This is a genomic window from Niveispirillum sp. KHB5.9 (assembly GCF_048066115.1).
Lineage (GTDB): Bacteria > Pseudomonadota > Alphaproteobacteria > Azospirillales > Azospirillaceae > Niveispirillum.
This window is the reverse complement of sequence record NZ_JBLTYX010000004.1, coordinates 185,404-201,216: the sequence shown is the minus strand read 5'-3', so window position 1 is coordinate 201,216 and position 15,813 is coordinate 185,404. Positions and strand designations below refer to the sequence as shown.

Below are 15,813 nucleotides of genomic sequence, written 5' to 3'. Positions count from 1 at the left end.
AACGCCCGGCATTACCCGCCGGAGAACCGAGATCGATGCTGCGCCGCACCGCCCTTATCCTGCTTGAACTGGTCGCCGGCCTGTTGCTGGTGGTCCTGCTGGGCGGCGGCTTCCTGGCCTGGCGGCTGACGCAGCAGGGGCCGATCGCGGTCGATTTCATCACCCCTTACCTGATGCAGGAACTCTCCAAGGAGGGACCGGTCACGCTGGAGGTGGCGACGACGGAGCTGGCCTGGGTCGGATTCGGCACGCCCATCGATATCCGCGTCAAAGGGGTAGAGGCGCATGGCGTCAGCGGCGCCCTGCTGGCCGCCGTGCCGGAAATGCGGCTGGGCCTGTCGGTGCCGGCGCTGCTGCGCGGCCGGGTGGCGCCCACCCGCATCGATCTGGTCGAACCCAGCCTTTATGCCGAACGCACCGTGGATGGCGGTTTCCGCCTGGATATCGGCGATGACAGTTCCGATCCGGAAGCCGGTGCCCGCATCCTGTCCGACCTGATCGCCCAGATGCGCCAGCCGCCCAATCCGGAAGCCACAATGGGTGCACTGCGCGACCTGCGCATCACGCGCGGCAAGCTGGTGGTGGCCAACCTGGCCACGGAGACGAAATGGCAGGTACCGCGCCTGGACCTGCGCCTGCGCCGCGATGTGCGCGGGGTGCGCGGCACGGCATCGGCCGATATCGACATGGGTGCCAAGATCAACCAGATCGCGGCGGAGGTCACATGGCGGGCCGAGGATGGCGCCATCACGCTGCGCAGCGGGATGGCGGATATCGTGCCCGCCGATTTCGCAGAGATCGCGCCCGTCCTGCATCCGCTGCGCGCGCTGGACGTGACCTTGGCCGGCACGGTGATGCTGGAGCTGAAATCGGACCTGACGCCGGTCAATCTGGTCCTGGGTCTGCGCGGCGGCAAGGGCACCCTGGCGCTGCCCGATCAGCTGCCCGAACCGCTGGAATTCGAGCGGGTGGAACTGCATGGCACGCTGGACGATGCCGGCCGCCACCTGGAACTGACCCGCTTCAACCTGGATATGGCCGGCCCCGCCGAACTGACGATCAGCGGCAGTGCGCGCCAGCATGACAAGACCATCGACCTGGCTCTGACCACGGAGCTGACGGGTCTGCCCATGGCGGACTTGCACCGTTACTGGCCCAAGGGGGTGAAGACCAACACGCGGGACTGGATGGTGCATAATCTGGCCGATGGCACCTTCGATCGCACGGTCTTCCGGCTGGAAGGGTCCGGCCCCGTCGATGATCTGGACAATTTCCAGGTGGCGAAGATGCAGGGGGATTTCGCCCTGTCGGGTTTCACCATCCATTACCGCCCGCCGCTGCCGCCGGTGAAGAATGTCTCCGCCACCGCCGCCTTCGACGGCAAGAGCTTCGATATCCAGATCAAGGATGGCCTGCTGCTGGACATGAAGGCGGGGCCGGGCACGATCGGCATTCTGGGGCTGGATACGGATAACGAGCACCGCATCGATATCCGTGTCGCCCTGGAAGGCCCGCTGTCATCGGCCCTGACCGTGCTGGATCATCCGCCGCTGGGCTATGCCGCCAAGGTCAATCTGGTGCCGGAGAAGGCGGCAGGCCATGCGAAAGCGGAACTGCATTTCGCTTTCCCGCTGGTCGCCGCCCTGACCATGGACATGGTGGAACTGGACGGCAAGGCCAGCCTGACAGATGTGTCCGTGCCCGACATCGTCTCCGACATCGACGCGACCGAGGGCGTGCTGGAACTGGCGGTCACCGGTCACGACCTGCATATGGCGGGCACCGCACAGCTGAACGGTGTGCCGGCACAGGTGGAATGGGTGGAGAATTTCCCAGCCGAGGCGCCGATCGGCACCCAGGTGCGGGTGCGCGGCCGGGTGAATGATGAGGAACGCGGCCGGTTCCGCCTGGATTTCCCGGACTGGCTGAACGGCCCGGCCGGTATCGACATGGTCTATACCAGCGAACACAAACCGGAAGGCCGCACCCAGACCATCCAGGCCGATATCGATCTGACGCCATCGAGCTTGCGCATCGACGCGATGAAATGGCGCAAGGAGGAGGGCAAGCCCGGCCAGGGCCGTATCACCGTCGGCTTCAAGGATGGCAAGCCCATCCTGATCCCCGCCTTCGTGGTGACGACGGAGGAATTGACGGCCGTTGGTTCCATGGAACTGCGTGAGGCCGATTACGGCCTGTCGCATCTGCTGCTGGAGCAGTTCAAGCTGGGGGAGAGCGATGCCCGCATCGATATGCGCGACACGGACGGCAAGGGCGGGCTGGCCATCGACGTGAAGGGTACCAGTTTCGACGTGCGCCCCTTCCGCGGCAAGAACAAGGGCCCGGACGGCAAGGTCATCCCCCCCGATCCGGCGGAAGAAGCCCTTCCCAAGACGCCGCTATCCATCAGTTTCGACCTGGGCCGCGCCATCATGGGCGACGACGGCAAGGAAATCCGCAACGCCAAGGGCCGGATGGATCGCGACACGCGTATCTGGTACCGCACCGAACTGGACGCTGTGGTGGGGGAGAAGGGGCGGCTGACCGTGCATTACGCGCCGGACCCGTCCGATGCCCGCATCCTGACCCTGGCCTTGGAGACCGACGATGCCGGCGCCACCCTGCGCGGGCTGGATGTGCTGAGCCAGTTCCGGGGCGGCCGGTTGACCCTGACCGGCCGGTCCCTGGCCGATGATCCCGGCCAGGCGCTGGTGGGCAAGGCCGATCTGACTGATTATCAGGTGCAGGACGCGCCGGTGCTGGCCCGTCTGCTGTCCGCCGCGTCACCGCGCGGATTCGCCAATTTCATGTCGGGCCAACCCATCGCCTTTTCCCGCCTCTCGGGTGACTGGCTCTGGCACAAGGACGGCATCACGCTCCGCGACATGCGCACCTCGGGCTCCCAGGTCGGGCTGACCCTGGAAGGCAATATCGACATCAAGCGAGATGACGTGGCCCTGCAGGGCACGATCGTACCCTTCACTACGGTGAACAAGCTGCTGGGCATCATCCCGCTGCTGGGCGACCTGCTGGTCGGCGGGGAAGGGCAGGGGCTGTTCGCGGCCACATATTCCATCAAGGGCCCGACGGACAATCTTCAGGTCGGCGTCAACCCGCTGGCCGTGCTGGCGCCGGGCTTCCTGCGCAACCTTTTCTTCCTGCCACAGCCGGCGGGGGAGGATTTGCCCAAGGAACCGAAAGAGCCAAAGGAAGCTAAGTAACCTTACACTTGCCCCACGGTCAGTGCCGCCAGCGCCTGTGCCGCCGGTACCACAACCGGCGGCCAGTCATCCTGCATGATGTTCTCCAGCACCAGTCCCTCATCCGTCACGCTGGCGGCATAGAGGTTGCCCACGCGCCGGTCCGGCCGCCCGCCGCCCGTCAGGCCGGTGATGAAGGCGGATATCCCCTCGCGGTCGCCCCCCATGTCGGTTTGCAGCCAGTCGGCCAGCCATTCGGCGGGATCGTGGATCATTGCGGACAGCTTTCGCCGATTTGCGGGAAGGCGGTGTTGATACGGCCATCATCGAATGGCGCGAAGCGGATGACGAAGCGCTGGCCCTGCGGGCCCGTGCAATATTTCGCATCCGGTTTGGCCGGTGCCGAACAGCCCAGCTTACCCCAGGGCTTGCCCGGCGCATGGCTGTTCTTCACGGCATAAAGGATGGAACTGGTGATCTGCTCCACCGTGCAATTGTCGGGATAGAAGGTGGAATTCTTGGTCTTGCCGTTCTCGAAGAACACCTTGGTGTTGTAGAGACCGTCTTCCTGCGCCGGCTGGGCCTCCACCTCTTTCACCGGCGCGGTGTCGATGATGGCGCGCGAATGCATGCCCACGACGTCGCCGTTCTTCTTCACCTCCCCGCACAGCACATGGCGCAGGTTTAGGGACGGCTCCGTCCGGCTCCAGCCGAAGCTTTCATCCTCGCAGGACGGTTTGTCCGTCGCAAAGGTGCCGCCTGTGGCCAGTAAAGAGAAACCCAGAGCCGCCAACCGGACCATCCGCACTGCCATCATCCGCCCCTATGAACTTGTTGCCGCATCGTCTATGGGAGAAACATAGCATCTTGTCATGGCATTCGCAGGGGTGGCCGATGAATCGGGAACGTTTGATCCGCATGGCGCTGGCTTCCCTGGTCGGTTTGATCATGGCGGCCGTCATCGCCTGGATGACCATCCGCCACGATCAGCGCCAGACGGGCGGCGTGGCGGCCAGCGTGGCGCCGGCCAGCATCGGCGGGCCCTTCACCCTGACCGCCCATGACGGCCGCGTGGTGTCCGATCAGGATTTCCAGGGCAAATACCGGCTGGTGTTCTTCGGCTATACCTTCTGCCCGGACATCTGCCCGACGGAATTGCAGACCATTGCCCAGGCCATGGACCTGATGGGCGAATCAAGTGGGGACGTGCAGCCGCTGTTCATCACCATCGATCCGGCGCGCGACACGGCACCCGTGCTGGCCGACTATGTGAAGCTGTTCCACCCGTCGGTCATCGGCCTGACCGGAACGGCGGAACAGATCGCCGCCGTGGCCAAGGAATACCGCGTCTATTACGCCCGTTCCCAAGGCGAACCGGACCCCACGCAGTATCTGATGGACCATTCCACCTTCTCCTATCTGATGGCGCCGGACGGGTCCTTCGTCACCGTCTTCGCCAAGGACACCACGCCCGAACAGATGGTCGAAGCGATCTCCGCCCACCGCGCCAGGGGGCGTTGACATCGCCTTCCATGTAACGAAATCGGGGGCGTTACCGGCAATTCGGAGGGCAAAACGCCCATTTCCCGTGCAAAAGGCATGATGCGATGCGGCATCGGACCTATGCGCGGCGTGGAAATCGTGATTTATCAGCTACTTAGGTGGGGGTGTCATACCCTTGACAGGGTAAGGGCCTACCCGTATGGTGCCGCCGCTTTCGCACGGTATCCAAGCAATCTGGCGGAAGGGAGCCCGCTTCATGTCCGATGAACGCACGCCCCCGTCGCTGGAAGAACTGGATGCCCGCCTGCGTGAGGCGCGCCGGAGCGCCGGCATGGACCCGCCTGAACCCATTCCAGGGCAGACAGACGGAGGCGTGTCGAACCGCGATATGGCGCTTGGCCTGCGTGTGGGTGTGGAACTGGTTGCCGGTGTGCTGTTCGGGCTCGCGCTCGGCTATGGCATCGACTGGTGGCTGGATACCAAGCCCTGGGGAATGATCATCCTGGTCTTCCTGGGCGCGATAGCCGGATTTATGAATGTGTATCGCCTGGCCAACGGCCAGGGATATGCGGCGGGGTTCGACAAGTCCCAAAGTCGGGACGGTGGGGAGTGAAGGCATCGTGGCTGGTCCTTTGGAGCAATTCGAGATCAAGACCCTGGTCAGCCTGCCGGTTGGCAATCTTGATCTGTCCTTCACCAATTCCGCTCTGTGGATGGTGATCTCCGTCGTCGGCGCCACCTTCCTGCTGGTCTATGGCATGCGCGGCCGCGCCCTGGTGCCGGGCCGCATGCAGTCGATCGCCGAGCTGCTGTACGAGTTCGTGGCGGAGATGGTTCGGGACAATGCCGGCCCGCAGGCCCGCAAGTTCTTCCCCTTCATCTTCTCCCTGTTCATCTTCGTGCTGTTCGGCAACGTCCTGGGTCTGGTTCCCTGGTCCTTCACCTTCACCAGCCACATCATCGTGACCTTCGCGATGGCGCTGTTCGTGTTCGTGACCGTGACCATCGTGGCCTTCGCCAAGCACGGCCTGCACTTCTTCCACTTCTTCCTGCCGCACGGAACGCCGCTCTGGCTGGCGCCGCTGATCGTCCCGATCGAGATGATCTCCTACTTCGTGCGTCCGCTGAGCCTGTCCATCCGTCTGTTCGCCAACATGCTGGCCGGCCACACCATGATGAAGGTCTTCGCGGGCTTCACGGTGTCGATGGTCGCCGCTGGTGGTGGTCTGGCCGCGGCGGGCCTGCTGCCGGTTCTCCTGAATGTCGCCCTGTTCGGCCTGGAATTCCTGGTCGCCGGCATCCAGGCCTACATCTTCGCGCTGCTGAGCTGCGTGTACCTGCGTGACGCGCTGGAGATGCACTAAGCATCCCCGCTGTCCAACCCGTCTTCTCCACAAGACACTTCCAACCTAGAGGAACTTCAAAATGGAAGCTGAAGCCGCAAAGTTCATCGGTGCCGGTCTCGCCATGTTCGCCCTGCTGGGCGTCGGCATCGGCCTGGGTAACCTGTTCTCCGGTCTGTACCAGGCTGCTTCGCGCAACCCGGCCGCTCTGAACTCCTACAAGACCTTCGTCTTCATCGGCTTCGCGCTGACCGAAGCGACGGGCCTGTTCGCCCTGGTTATCGCCTTCCTGATCCTGTTCGGCTAATAGCCGGACGGTTTCTTGATCCGGTGCCCGTTGCGGGCGCCGGGGCTTCAGCGCCGGGATCGCCGCCGCTGCCGGGTGAATCATCCGACAGCGGCGGTCGCTCTATGGGCCTCATGGTCCGTTCCCAGCTTTTCCCAAGGCGCTGACGGGAATTTGGCGTGACCGTCCGATATTCGGCCGGTCAGCAGTGAATGGGTGCTTCTATGCCTGTCCAACGCTTTTCGCGCCTGTGCGCCGGCGCCGCGACGGCGCTGACCACGGCCATCGTCCTCGCGGGCCCCGTGCTGGCCGCCGAGGGCGAGCATGCCAAGGCCGGCCTGCCGCAGCTCAACCCGGCGAGCTTCGCTTCCCAGGTCTTCTGGTGGGCGGTGACGTTCGGTCTGCTGTTCTGGCTGATGTCCAAGGTGGCGCTGCCGCGCGTCGCCGAGGTGCTGGAAGCCCGCCAGGAAAAGATCTCCAACGACCTGGAGAAGGCGTCGGCCCTGAAGGCCGAAGCCGAGGGCGTCATGCAGGCCTATGAGAAGGCCCTGGCGGAAGCCCGCGCCAACGCGCAGAAGGAAGTGGCCGCCTCGGTTGCCGCGTCCGATGCCGATGCCGCGCGCGCCAACACGGAGCAGGGCGCTCAGCTGGCCGTCAAGGCCCGCGACGCCGAGGCCCGCATCCAGGCCGCCAAGCAGGAAGCGCTGTCCAACCTGAGCAGCGTCGCCGCCGAAGCCGCCCAGGCCGCCGCCGCCCGCCTGTCGGGTGCCGTGCTGTCGCCGGAAGCCGCCGCCGCCGCGGTGGATAGCGTTCTGAAGGAGCGTGCGTGATGCATATCGACAGCACTTTCTGGTATGCCGTCGCGTTCATCATCTTCATCGTCGTGGTGGCGAAGCTGGCCGGCAAGTCCATCCTGGGTGGGCTGGATGAGCGTAGCCGTCGCATCGCTGGCGAGCTGGAGCAGGCCCAGAAGCTGCGCGAAGACGCGCAGGCTGCCCTGGCGCAGTTTCAGCGCAAGCAGCGCGACGCCCTGAAGGAAGCCGAAGCCATCGTGGCCCAGGCTCGCGAGGAAGCTGCCCGCATCCGTGCGAACGCTGCCAGCGACCTGGAAGCGACGCTGAAGCGCCGCGTCCAGCAGGCCGAGGACAAGATCGCCCAGGCCGAGGCCCAGGCGCTCCAGCAGGTGCGCGATCTGGCCGTGGACATCGCCGTTCAGGCCACGGAAAAGCTGCTGGTGGAAAATGTCGATGAGGCGCGCAACAGTGCCCTGGTCGATGCCGCCATCCAGGAACTGCCGGCCAAGCTGCACTAAGCGGCTGAACGGTTTGAGTGAATGAAAAAGCCCGCCGGTAACGGCGGGCTTTTTTTGTCTATCGATAAACCTCTCGACGATGACCGATCTTCACGACGAGGATAGTGATTGTACTGTCCTCGATATGCGCGATGATCCGATAATCACCGACGCGGTACTTCCAGAAATCACCCAGCTTCGACCCCTTCAAGGCTTCACCGAGCGTTCGAGGATCACTGCCGACAGATAACCGTTCCCGAAGGAAGGCTATGACGCGTTTGGCAGCAACCTTGTCGAGTTTGGATAGATCCTTCTTGGCTGCGTCATCGAACTCAATCCGCCAAGCCAAGATCGCGCTCCACATCATCCAGTGTATGGCGCTTGGATGTCCCGACGCGATTGGCGGCCAGACGCTGTTCGGCCAGATAAAGATCCTCCAGATCATCGAGATGCTGAAGGATCGCCTCATGGACATAGAAGGTTTCGGAACGGCCAGTGGCGCGGGCGAGGGCAGTCAACCTCTCTTCCACATCCGCTGGCAACTGGATTGCCAACATCACCGGCCTCCACGTTAATCCATCCAAACCATAACACCGGCAAGGCGGATGGCCTATCGCCCTCACGCCGCTTTGGTTCCCCCCACCGTCAGCCCGTCGATGCGCAGGGTCGGTTGGCCCACGCCCACCGGCACGCCCTGGCCGGCCTTGCCGCAGACGCCGATGCCGGGGTCCATGGAGCTGTCATTGCCGATCATGGTGACCTTGGTCAGGCTGTCCGGGCCGTTGCCGATCAGGGTGGCGCCCTTCACGGCCGGGCCCAGCTTGCCATCCTCGATCAGATAGGCCTCGCTGGCGGAGAAGACGAACTTGCCGGACACGATATCGACCTGCCCGCCGGAGAAATTGGCGGCGAAGATGCCGCGTTTCACCGAGGCGATGATCTCCGCCGGGTCCTTGTCGCCGGCGCGCATCACGGTGTTGGTCATGCGGGGCATGGGCATGTGGGCATAACCCTGGCGCCGGCCGTTGCCGGTCGGCTTCACCCCCATCAGGCGGGCGTTCATCCGATCCTGCATATAGCCCTTCAGGATGCCATCCTCGATCAGCACCGTGCATTGGCTGGGCGTGCCTTCGTCATCCACGGTGATCGACCCGCGGCGCCCCTCGATGGAGCCGTCATCGACCACGGTGACACCGGGTGCGGCCACCCGCTGGCCTAGCAGGCCGGAGAATGCCGAGGTCTGCTTGCGGTTGAAGTCGCCCTCCAGACCATGCCCGATCGCTTCGTGCAGCAGGATGCCGCACCAGCCCGGCCCCAGCACCACGGGCATTTCGCCCGCCGGTGCGTCGATGGAGCCCAGATTGACCAGGGCACCGCGCAGCGCCTCATCCACGAAGCCCTGCCACAGTTCCGGTTCCAGGAACTGCTGATAGGTGCGGCGGCCACCGGCGCCATAGGTGCCCGATTCCATGCGGTCGCCCTCGGCCACGACGACGGAGACGTTGAGGCGGACCAGCGGGCGGATATCGGCGACGCGGCTGCCATCGGCGCGGATGATCTGCACGGCCTGCCATTCGCCCGACAGCGACGCGGAGACCTGACGCACGCGGCTGTCCTTGGCACGGGCATAGGCGTCGATCTGCTCCAGCAGTTTCACCTTGGCCTCGAACGGCACCAGCACCAGGGGATTGTCGCTGGCATAGAGCAGGCGGTTGGTGCCGATGGGTGCCTCGGCCATCAGGCCGCTATGCCCGGCATGGACGGCGCGCACCGTGTCGCCGGCGCGGCGGATGGCGTCTTCGGTCAGGACCGAGGCATGGGCATAGCCCGATGCCTCGCCCGCCACGGCGCGCAGGCCGAATCCCTGGCTGGTGTCGAAGGACGCGCTGCGCAGCTTGCCATCGTCCCAGGCGAAGCTCTCGCTCTGCGCATATTCGAGGAACAGCTCGCCATCATCGGCCCCGCGCAGCGCGCCGCCCACCAGGGCATGGGTACGGCCCAGGTCCAATCCCGCCTGGTTGAAGAAGATATCGTCGGTCTGGGTCAGGAGCGACATGGCGCTATGCTTTCATGGCAAACGGAAGACATGCCCATCACAATGGCGATGCGCGCCGCCGGGGGCAAGGCCCAGGGGCGGTCGTGAGGCTCGCCATGCGCCAGATCAATCCGCGCATGGCCTGCGACGCAATGCCCACCGGCCTTGCGGGGTGCGGATGGCGGACGTTCTTGCCGTTCCGGGGTGCTTGCCTGTATGGTCTGCGACGATATGTGCGCCCCGTCCTGGTGGCGCATATGTTGTTCGTGAGCCCCACGCGCGTGTAGTGTCCCGCCGAAACGGTTTGATCCGTTCCGGGTCTGCGTCACGCCGCGACTTTCCTGCCCACCGCCATTGGCGGGTGGTGAGGGGGATGGGCGGGCGGTCCGGCTGGCTCAAGCGGGGGGAAAACCCCCGGCAACGACGAGAGTGGTAAGGGATGTCTGTAAGCAAGATCGGCGCCGCTGTGACGGCCCTGTTTGTCAGCGCGATGGTCGATGGCTCGGCCATGGCGCAGGAGGCGGCGAAGGCCGTCGGTGCGCCGCACCCCAAGCAGTTGGGTTTTCAGGAGGCGGCATCGCCCGTGATGGAGCGGCTGGTTGAGTTCCACAACATCCTGCTGTGGACGATCATCGCCATCGCCGTGTTCGTCACCCTGCTGCTGCTCTATGTGATGATCCGCTTCAACAAGCGGACCAATCCGGTGCCGTCGACCACGACGCACCATACCTGGCTGGAAGTGGCCTGGACGGGCATTCCCGTGATCATCCTGCTGCTGATCGCCATCCCGTCCTTCCGCGTCCTGTACTATATGGACAAGGCCCCGAATCCGGAGCTGACGGTCAAGATCACCGGCCACCAGTGGTACTGGAGCTTCGAGTATCCCGACCATGAGGGGCTGACCTTCGAGTCGCGGATGATCCCGGAAGAAGAGATCCAGCCGGGCCAGCTGCGCCTGCTGGAAGTCGATCAGCGCATCATCGTGCCGGTCGGCGTTGATGTCCGCGTCCTGGTCACCGGCGCCGACGTCATCCACGCCTTCGCCATTCCCGCCTTGGGCGTGAAGAAGGATGCGATGCCCGGCCGCCTGAACGAGACCTGGTTCAACGTGACCCGCGAGGGTGTGTATTACGGACAGTGTTCCGAGATCTGCGGCACCGGCCATGGCTATATGCCCATCGCCGTCGAGGCCGTGTCGAAGGAGCGCTTCCAGGAATGGCTGGGCCAGCAAAAGCAGGCCCTGAACAGCAATGGCTCCGCGCCGCGTCAGGTCGCTGAAGCGACCGCCCAGTAACGGTTCGGAAGAGAGGGTACTACCATGGGTGCTGTCACCGGGGCGCACGCCCACGATCATCATGATCACAAGCCGGGCTTTATTGCCCGCTGGTTCTTCTCGACGAACCATAAGGACATTGGCACGCTTTATCTTTACTTCTCGGTGCTGGCCGGCCTGATCGGTGGCCTGTTCTCCGTGATCATGCGCCTCGAGCTGCAGGATCCGGGCATCCAGTACATGCACGCCTTCTCGGCCGATGCCGGTCAGCAGTGGAACGTGTTCATCACGGCCCATGGCCTGATCATGGTGTTCTTCGTGGTGATGCCCGCCCTCATCGGCGGCTTCGGCAACTGGTTCGTGCCGTTGATGGTCGGTGCGCCCGACATGGCCTTCCCGCGCCTGAACAATATCAGCTTCTGGCTGATCGTTCCGGCCTTCCTGCTGCTGCTGGGCTCCGCCTTCGTCGGCCCCGGTGCCGGTACGGGCTGGACGGTCTATCCGCCGCTCTCCTCCTCCGAGTACGGGCATAACGGACCGTCGGTGGACATGGCGATCTTCGCCCTGCACCTGGCCGGCGCCTCGTCGATCCTGGGTGCGGTGAACTTCATCACCACCATCTTCAACATGCGCGCCCCGGGCATGACGCTGCACAAGATGCCGCTGTTCGTCTGGGCCATGCTGGTGACCGCGTTCCTGCTGCTGCTGGCCGTGCCCGTCCTGGGCGGCGCCATCACCATGCTGCTGACCGACCGTAATTTCGGCACGGATTTCTTCAATCCGGCCGGCGGCGGTGACCCGATCCTGTTCCAGCACCTGTTCTGGTTCTTCGGTCACCCCGAAGTGTACATCATGATCTTGCCGGCCTTCGGCATCATCTCCCACATCATCTCGACCTTCTGCAAGAAGCCGGTGTTCGGTTACCTGGGCATGGCCTATGCCATGGTCGCCATCGGCGTCGTCGGTTTCATCGTGTGGGCCCACCACATGTTCACGGTCGGCCTGTCGGTCGATACCCGCGCCTATTTCACCGCCGCCACCATGATCATCGCCGTCCCGACGGGCGTGAAGATCTTCTCCTGGATCGCCACCATGTGGGGCGGCTCCATGGAGTTCAAGGTGCCGATGGTCTGGGCGCTGGGCTTCATCTTCCTGTTCACCATCGGCGGCGTGACCGGTGTCGTGCTGGCCAATGCCGGCATGGATATCGCCATGCACGACACCTACTATGTCGTGGCGCATTTCCATTATGTGCTGTCGCTGGGTGCCGTGTTCGCGATCTTCGCCGGTTATTACTACTGGGTCGGCAAGATGTCGGGCCGTCAGCATCCGGGCTGGGCGGGTCACCTGCACTTCTGGACGACCTTCATCGGCGTGAACATGCTGTTCTTCCCGCAGCACTTCCTGGGTCTGGCCGGCATGGCCCGCCGCATGCCCGACTATCCGGACGCGCTGCACTTCTGGAACATGGTTTCGTCCTACGGCGCCTATATGGCCTTCGGTTCCACGATCTTCTTCTGCGTGATGGCCATCTACACGCAGCTGTTCGGTCGCAAGGTCGAGGGTGACTATTGGCAGACCGGTGGCACGACGCTGGAATGGACCCTGTCCTCCCCGCCGCCGTTCCACCAGTTCGAAACCCTGCCGAAGATCAAGTAAGGCAGCGGTCCGATCGGACCTTGCCCTTGGCAAAACCGCGCGGCGGGACACCGCCGCGCGGTTTTCTCCTAAGTACCGGTTCCGTTTTTGTTGAGAGTTGAAGAGACCATCATCATGACCGACAGCGTGATCGCCCCCGAGATCATGGACAGTCAGGTGTCGAGCGGCACGGTAAGCGACTATGTGGCGCTGCTGAAGCCGCGCGTCATGTCGCTGGTTGTCTTTTCCGGTTTCGCCGGCATGGTCGTGGCCCCGGGCCACCTGCATCCGGTGCTGACGCTGGTCGCCGTCCTGTGCATCGCGCTGGCCTCGGGTGCCGCCGGTGCCATCAACATGTGGTATGATCGCGACATCGACGCGCTGATGGACCGCACCGCCAACCGCCCTATCCCGCAGGGCCGTGTGCCCGCGGAAGAGGCTCTGGCTTTCGGCATCATCTTGACCGTGGCGTCGGTTTCGCTGATGGGTCTGGCGCTGAACTGGGTTGCCGCCGGCCTGCTGGCCCTGGCGTCGGGCTTCTATATTTTCATCTACACGATGTGGCTGAAGCGGCGGACGCCGCAGAACATCGTCATCGGAGGTGCGGCCGGGGCTTTTCCCCCGATGATCGGCTGGGCCGCGGTGACCGGTGAGGTCTCCGTCGCCTCCATCGTGCTGTTCGCCCTGATCTTCTTCTGGACGCCGCCGCATTTCTGGGCGCTGGCCATCTTCCGCAAGCTGGATTACCAGCATGCCGGGGTGCCCATGCTGCCCGTCGTCGCGGGTGAGCATGAAACCAAGAAGCAGATGCTGATCTATACGGCGATCCTGTTTCCGCTGGCGATCAGCCCCTATTTCCTGGGCATCGGCGGGCTGGCCTACCTGGTCGGGTCCGTCGCCCTGGGTCTGGCCTTCCTGGGCTTCGCCATCCAGGTCCTGCGGACCGAGGACCATAAGCCGGCCAAGCGCATGTTCGCCTTCTCCATCCTCTACCTGTTCGCCCTGTTCGCCATCCTGATCGGCGAACATCTGGCGGTCTGAGAAACGGGAGGAAGATCATGAACCAGCAGCAGAGCAACGGCCCGGTCCGCCGCCATGGCGCCGACACGGAGATCCATCGCCGGCAGCGGGGCAAGAATCTGGCCGTCCTGGCGGCCCTGGTGACCTTCATCATCATCATCTATGTCGTGGCGATGGTCCGGATGAGCGGGGGAACCTTCCCATGAGCCCCATGAACGGTGCCCCCAAGGTACCCGATGCGCATCGCCGCAATCGCCGCATGGCCCTGGGTCTGGGTGCGGTGGTGGCCGGTATGATCGGCCTGTCCTTTGCGTCGGTGCCGCTCTATGACCTGTTCTGCCGCGCCACCGGTTTCGGCGGCGCCACGATGGTGGCCGAAAAGGCGCCGGACAAGGCGCTGGAGCGCATCATCACCGTCCGCTTCAATGCCGACGTGAACAATTCCATCAATTGGGAATTCAAGCCCGATACGCATGCGGTCGATGTGCATGTGGGGGAGGCGATGACCATCGCCTACCGCGCGCGCAACCTGGAGAACCGCACGGTGATTGGTACCGCCACCTACAATGTCACGCCGGAAAAGGCTGGGCAGTATTTCAACAAGCTTCAATGCTTCTGCTTCACCGAGCAGAAGCTGGAACCCGGACAGTCGATCGAGATGCCGGTCAATTTCTATGTCGATCCGGCCATGGCCGACGATCCGGAAATGGCCGACGTGAAGACGATCACGCTGTCCTACACCTTCTTCCGCGCCGCTGATCAGAGCGCCGCTTTGTCCACCCCGGGGAAGGGTGCGGCAGACGGACAACTGGACGGGCCGGCCGGGAAGGATTACCAAGGGAACGCTCACGGTTCGGCCGATAAACCGACCGCTGCCGCCGCCCCGGGGGACAGGTCCTGAGGACCGGTTCCTGTTCAAATCGCGTATGATCCAAAGTTCCTTGGTTTGAGGGAAAAGAGAGATGGCTGACGTCAACGCCCATATTGCTGGCGGCAATCCCGGGGAAGGCATTCCGCAGCCCTACCACCTGGTCAACCCGAGCCCCTGGCCGCTGCTGAGCGCGTTCGCCGCCGGTCTGCTGGCGACCGGTCTGGTGATGCAGTTCCATGGCCATGGCTGGTACCTGCTGGCCGCCGGCCTGACCGCCGTGCTGGGCTGCATGTTCGGCTGGTGGCGCGATATCGTGAAGGAATCGGTGGTCGAGAAGGCCCATAGCCCCGTCGTGAAGATCGGCCTGCGCTATGGCATGTCGCTGTTCATCGCCTCGGAAGTGATGTTCTTCTCCGCCTTCTTCTGGGCCTTCTTCGACGCCTCGATCTTCTATAACGAGGCTATCCAGGTGGCCCGTGTCGAGGCGAATGGCGGCGTCTGGCCGCCGAAGGGCACTGTTCCCTTCAACCCGTTCGACCTGCCCTTCCTGATGACCATCATCCTGCTGCTGTCCGGCACGACCGTGACCTGGGCGCACCATGCGATGGTCGAAGGCAAGATGAAGGAAGCCGCCCGCGCGCTGGGCATCACCGTGCTGCTGGGCATCCTGTTCTCCGGCTTCCAGGCCTATGAGTACAGCCATGCCGCCTTCGGCTTTGGCGCCAACGTCTATTCCTCGGCCTTCTTCATGGCGACCGGCTTCCACGGTTTCCATGTGCTGGTGGGGACCATCTTCCTGGCGGTCTGCTATTTCCGCACCAAGAAGGGCCACTTCACCGCCGAAAGCCATTTCGGCTTCGAGGCGGCGGCTTGGTACTGGCACTTCGTGGACGTGGTCTGGCTGTTCCTGTTCATCTCCATCTACTGGTGGGGTGCCGGCGGCAAGTGGGTTGCCGCCCACTGATCCGCAACGGGTTCGCCCCGGTGACGGAAACGCCATCCTCCCTGCTCAGCGTGGGCTTGCGGTGCCGCTGCCCACGCTGTGGCCAGGGTGCCCTGTTCAAGGGCTTCATGCGGGTCGTCGATCGCTGTTCGGTATGTGGCCTGGATCTGGCCGCCGCCGACAGCGGGGACGGCCCGGCTGTTTTTCTAATCTTCATTCTGGGCTTCACGCTGGTTCCGGCCGCGCTGATCTTCGCGCTGAAGGTCGATTGGCCGCTCTGGGTCCTGCTGCTGCTCTGGGCGCCGATCATCATTGGTGCCACGCTGGGCCTGATGCGACCGGCCAAGGCCCTGACCATCGCCGCCCAGTACCGTTATCGCCGCGACCAGTTCGATGGCGAGGAAGGCTGA

19 protein-coding genes are annotated in these 15,813 nt (G+C 64.0%); 14 read left to right on the top strand and 5 right to left on the bottom strand.

What is annotated here, in order from left to right:
- Positions 1 to 35 precede the first annotated feature (35 nt).
- The gene (locus ACM9HJ_RS09790; RefSeq protein ID WP_416571534.1) at positions 36 to 3,221 is read left to right on the top strand and encodes a DUF3971 domain-containing protein; all 3,186 of its coding nucleotides are present in this window, start codon (positions 36 to 38) and stop codon (positions 3,219 to 3,221) included.
- A gap of 2 nt (positions 3,222 to 3,223) precedes the next feature.
- On the opposite strand, the gene ACM9HJ_RS09785 is transcribed toward ACM9HJ_RS09790, so the two are convergent.
- Both ACM9HJ_RS09785 and ACM9HJ_RS09780 read right to left on the bottom strand, forming a co-directional pair.
- A complete protein-coding gene (locus tag ACM9HJ_RS09785) occupies positions 3,224 to 3,475 on the bottom strand; it encodes a hypothetical protein (protein ID WP_416571533.1) in 252 nt (83 codons plus the stop codon).
- Positions 3,472 to 3,993: an EndoU domain-containing protein gene (locus tag ACM9HJ_RS09780; protein WP_416571532.1), complete on the bottom strand. Its 522-nt coding sequence runs from the start codon at positions 3,991 to 3,993 to the stop codon at positions 3,472 to 3,474. Before ACM9HJ_RS09780 ends, ACM9HJ_RS09785 begins: the two co-directional genes overlap by 4 nt.
- Positions 3,994 to 4,094: 101 nt before the next feature.
- Here ACM9HJ_RS09780 and ACM9HJ_RS09775 point away from each other — a divergent pair, with 101 nt between their 5' ends.
- The 6 genes from ACM9HJ_RS09775 (at position 4,095) to atpF (ending at position 7,644) form a co-directional block, all read left to right on the top strand.
- On the top strand, positions 4,095 to 4,721 hold the full coding sequence (locus ACM9HJ_RS09775) for an SCO family protein (protein ID WP_416571531.1): 627 nt from the start codon (positions 4,095 to 4,097) through the stop codon (positions 4,719 to 4,721).
- Between the two features lie 238 nt (positions 4,722 to 4,959).
- On the top strand, positions 4,960 to 5,316 hold the full coding sequence (locus ACM9HJ_RS09770; protein WP_416571530.1) for an AtpZ/AtpI family protein: 357 nt from the start codon (positions 4,960 to 4,962) through the stop codon (positions 5,314 to 5,316).
- 7 nt (positions 5,317 to 5,323) lie between these two features.
- Positions 5,324 to 6,067, top strand: a complete 744-nt coding sequence (locus ACM9HJ_RS09765) for a F0F1 ATP synthase subunit A (RefSeq protein ID WP_416571529.1) — start codon at positions 5,324 to 5,326, stop codon at positions 6,065 to 6,067.
- A 61-nt stretch (positions 6,068 to 6,128) separates the two neighbouring features.
- Positions 6,129 to 6,353, top strand: coding sequence for a F0F1 ATP synthase subunit C (locus ACM9HJ_RS09760; RefSeq protein WP_416571528.1), 225 nt, complete (start codon positions 6,129 to 6,131; stop codon positions 6,351 to 6,353).
- A 203-nt stretch (positions 6,354 to 6,556) separates the two neighbouring features.
- Positions 6,557 to 7,162 (top strand): ATPase, encoded by a 606-nt coding sequence (locus ACM9HJ_RS09755; RefSeq protein ID WP_416571527.1) that lies wholly within the window; start codon positions 6,557 to 6,559, stop codon positions 7,160 to 7,162.
- Positions 7,162 to 7,644 carry a F0F1 ATP synthase subunit B gene (atpF, locus tag ACM9HJ_RS09750; protein ID WP_416571526.1) on the top strand — a complete coding sequence of 161 codons (483 nt, stop codon included), beginning with the start codon at positions 7,162 to 7,164 and terminating at the stop codon, positions 7,642 to 7,644. Before ACM9HJ_RS09755 ends, atpF begins: the two co-directional genes overlap by 1 nt.
- Before the next feature lie 58 nt (positions 7,645 to 7,702).
- Here the strand turns inward: atpF and ACM9HJ_RS09745 are convergent, their stop codons facing one another.
- From ACM9HJ_RS09745 to tldD, 3 genes are all read right to left on the bottom strand, one after another.
- Positions 7,703 to 7,972 carry a type II toxin-antitoxin system RelE family toxin gene (locus ACM9HJ_RS09745; protein ID WP_416571525.1) on the bottom strand — a complete coding sequence of 90 codons (270 nt, stop codon included), beginning with the start codon at positions 7,970 to 7,972 and terminating at the stop codon, positions 7,703 to 7,705.
- Positions 7,956 to 8,180, bottom strand: coding sequence for a TraY domain-containing protein (locus ACM9HJ_RS09740; RefSeq protein ID WP_416571524.1), 225 nt, complete (start codon positions 8,178 to 8,180; stop codon positions 7,956 to 7,958). Before ACM9HJ_RS09740 ends, ACM9HJ_RS09745 begins: the two co-directional genes overlap by 17 nt.
- 62 nt (positions 8,181 to 8,242) lie before the next feature.
- Positions 8,243 to 9,679: a metalloprotease TldD gene (gene tldD, locus ACM9HJ_RS09735; RefSeq protein ID WP_416571523.1), complete on the bottom strand. Its 1,437-nt coding sequence runs from the start codon at positions 9,677 to 9,679 to the stop codon at positions 8,243 to 8,245.
- Between the two features lie 418 nt (positions 9,680 to 10,097).
- Here tldD and coxB point away from each other — a divergent pair, with 418 nt between their 5' ends.
- From coxB to ACM9HJ_RS09700, 7 genes are all read left to right on the top strand, one after another.
- Entirely contained in the window at positions 10,098 to 10,952 is an 855-nt protein-coding gene (coxB, locus tag ACM9HJ_RS09730) for a cytochrome c oxidase subunit II (protein WP_416571522.1), read from the top strand.
- Positions 10,953 to 10,976: 24 nt separating this feature from the next.
- On the top strand, positions 10,977 to 12,590 hold the full coding sequence (ctaD, locus tag ACM9HJ_RS09725) for a cytochrome c oxidase subunit I (protein ID WP_416571521.1): 1,614 nt from the start codon (positions 10,977 to 10,979) through the stop codon (positions 12,588 to 12,590).
- A 114-nt stretch (positions 12,591 to 12,704) separates the two neighbouring features.
- On the top strand, positions 12,705 to 13,610 hold the full coding sequence (gene cyoE, locus ACM9HJ_RS09720) for a heme o synthase (protein WP_416571520.1): 906 nt from the start codon (positions 12,705 to 12,707) through the stop codon (positions 13,608 to 13,610).
- Positions 13,611 to 13,627: 17 nt separating this feature from the next.
- Positions 13,628 to 13,795: a hypothetical protein gene (locus ACM9HJ_RS09715; RefSeq protein WP_416571519.1), complete on the top strand. Its 168-nt coding sequence runs from the start codon at positions 13,628 to 13,630 to the stop codon at positions 13,793 to 13,795.
- The gene (locus ACM9HJ_RS09710) at positions 13,792 to 14,490 is read left to right on the top strand and encodes a cytochrome c oxidase assembly protein (protein ID WP_416571518.1); all 699 of its coding nucleotides are present in this window, start codon (positions 13,792 to 13,794) and stop codon (positions 14,488 to 14,490) included. The genes ACM9HJ_RS09715 and ACM9HJ_RS09710 overlap by 4 nt, the downstream gene beginning before the upstream one ends.
- 61 nt (positions 14,491 to 14,551) lie before the next feature.
- On the top strand, positions 14,552 to 15,424 hold the full coding sequence (locus ACM9HJ_RS09705) for a cytochrome c oxidase subunit 3 (protein WP_416571517.1): 873 nt from the start codon (positions 14,552 to 14,554) through the stop codon (positions 15,422 to 15,424).
- The gene (locus tag ACM9HJ_RS09700; protein WP_416571516.1) at positions 15,406 to 15,813 is read left to right on the top strand and encodes a DUF983 domain-containing protein; all 408 of its coding nucleotides are present in this window, start codon (positions 15,406 to 15,408) and stop codon (positions 15,811 to 15,813) included. The genes ACM9HJ_RS09705 and ACM9HJ_RS09700 overlap by 19 nt, the downstream gene beginning before the upstream one ends.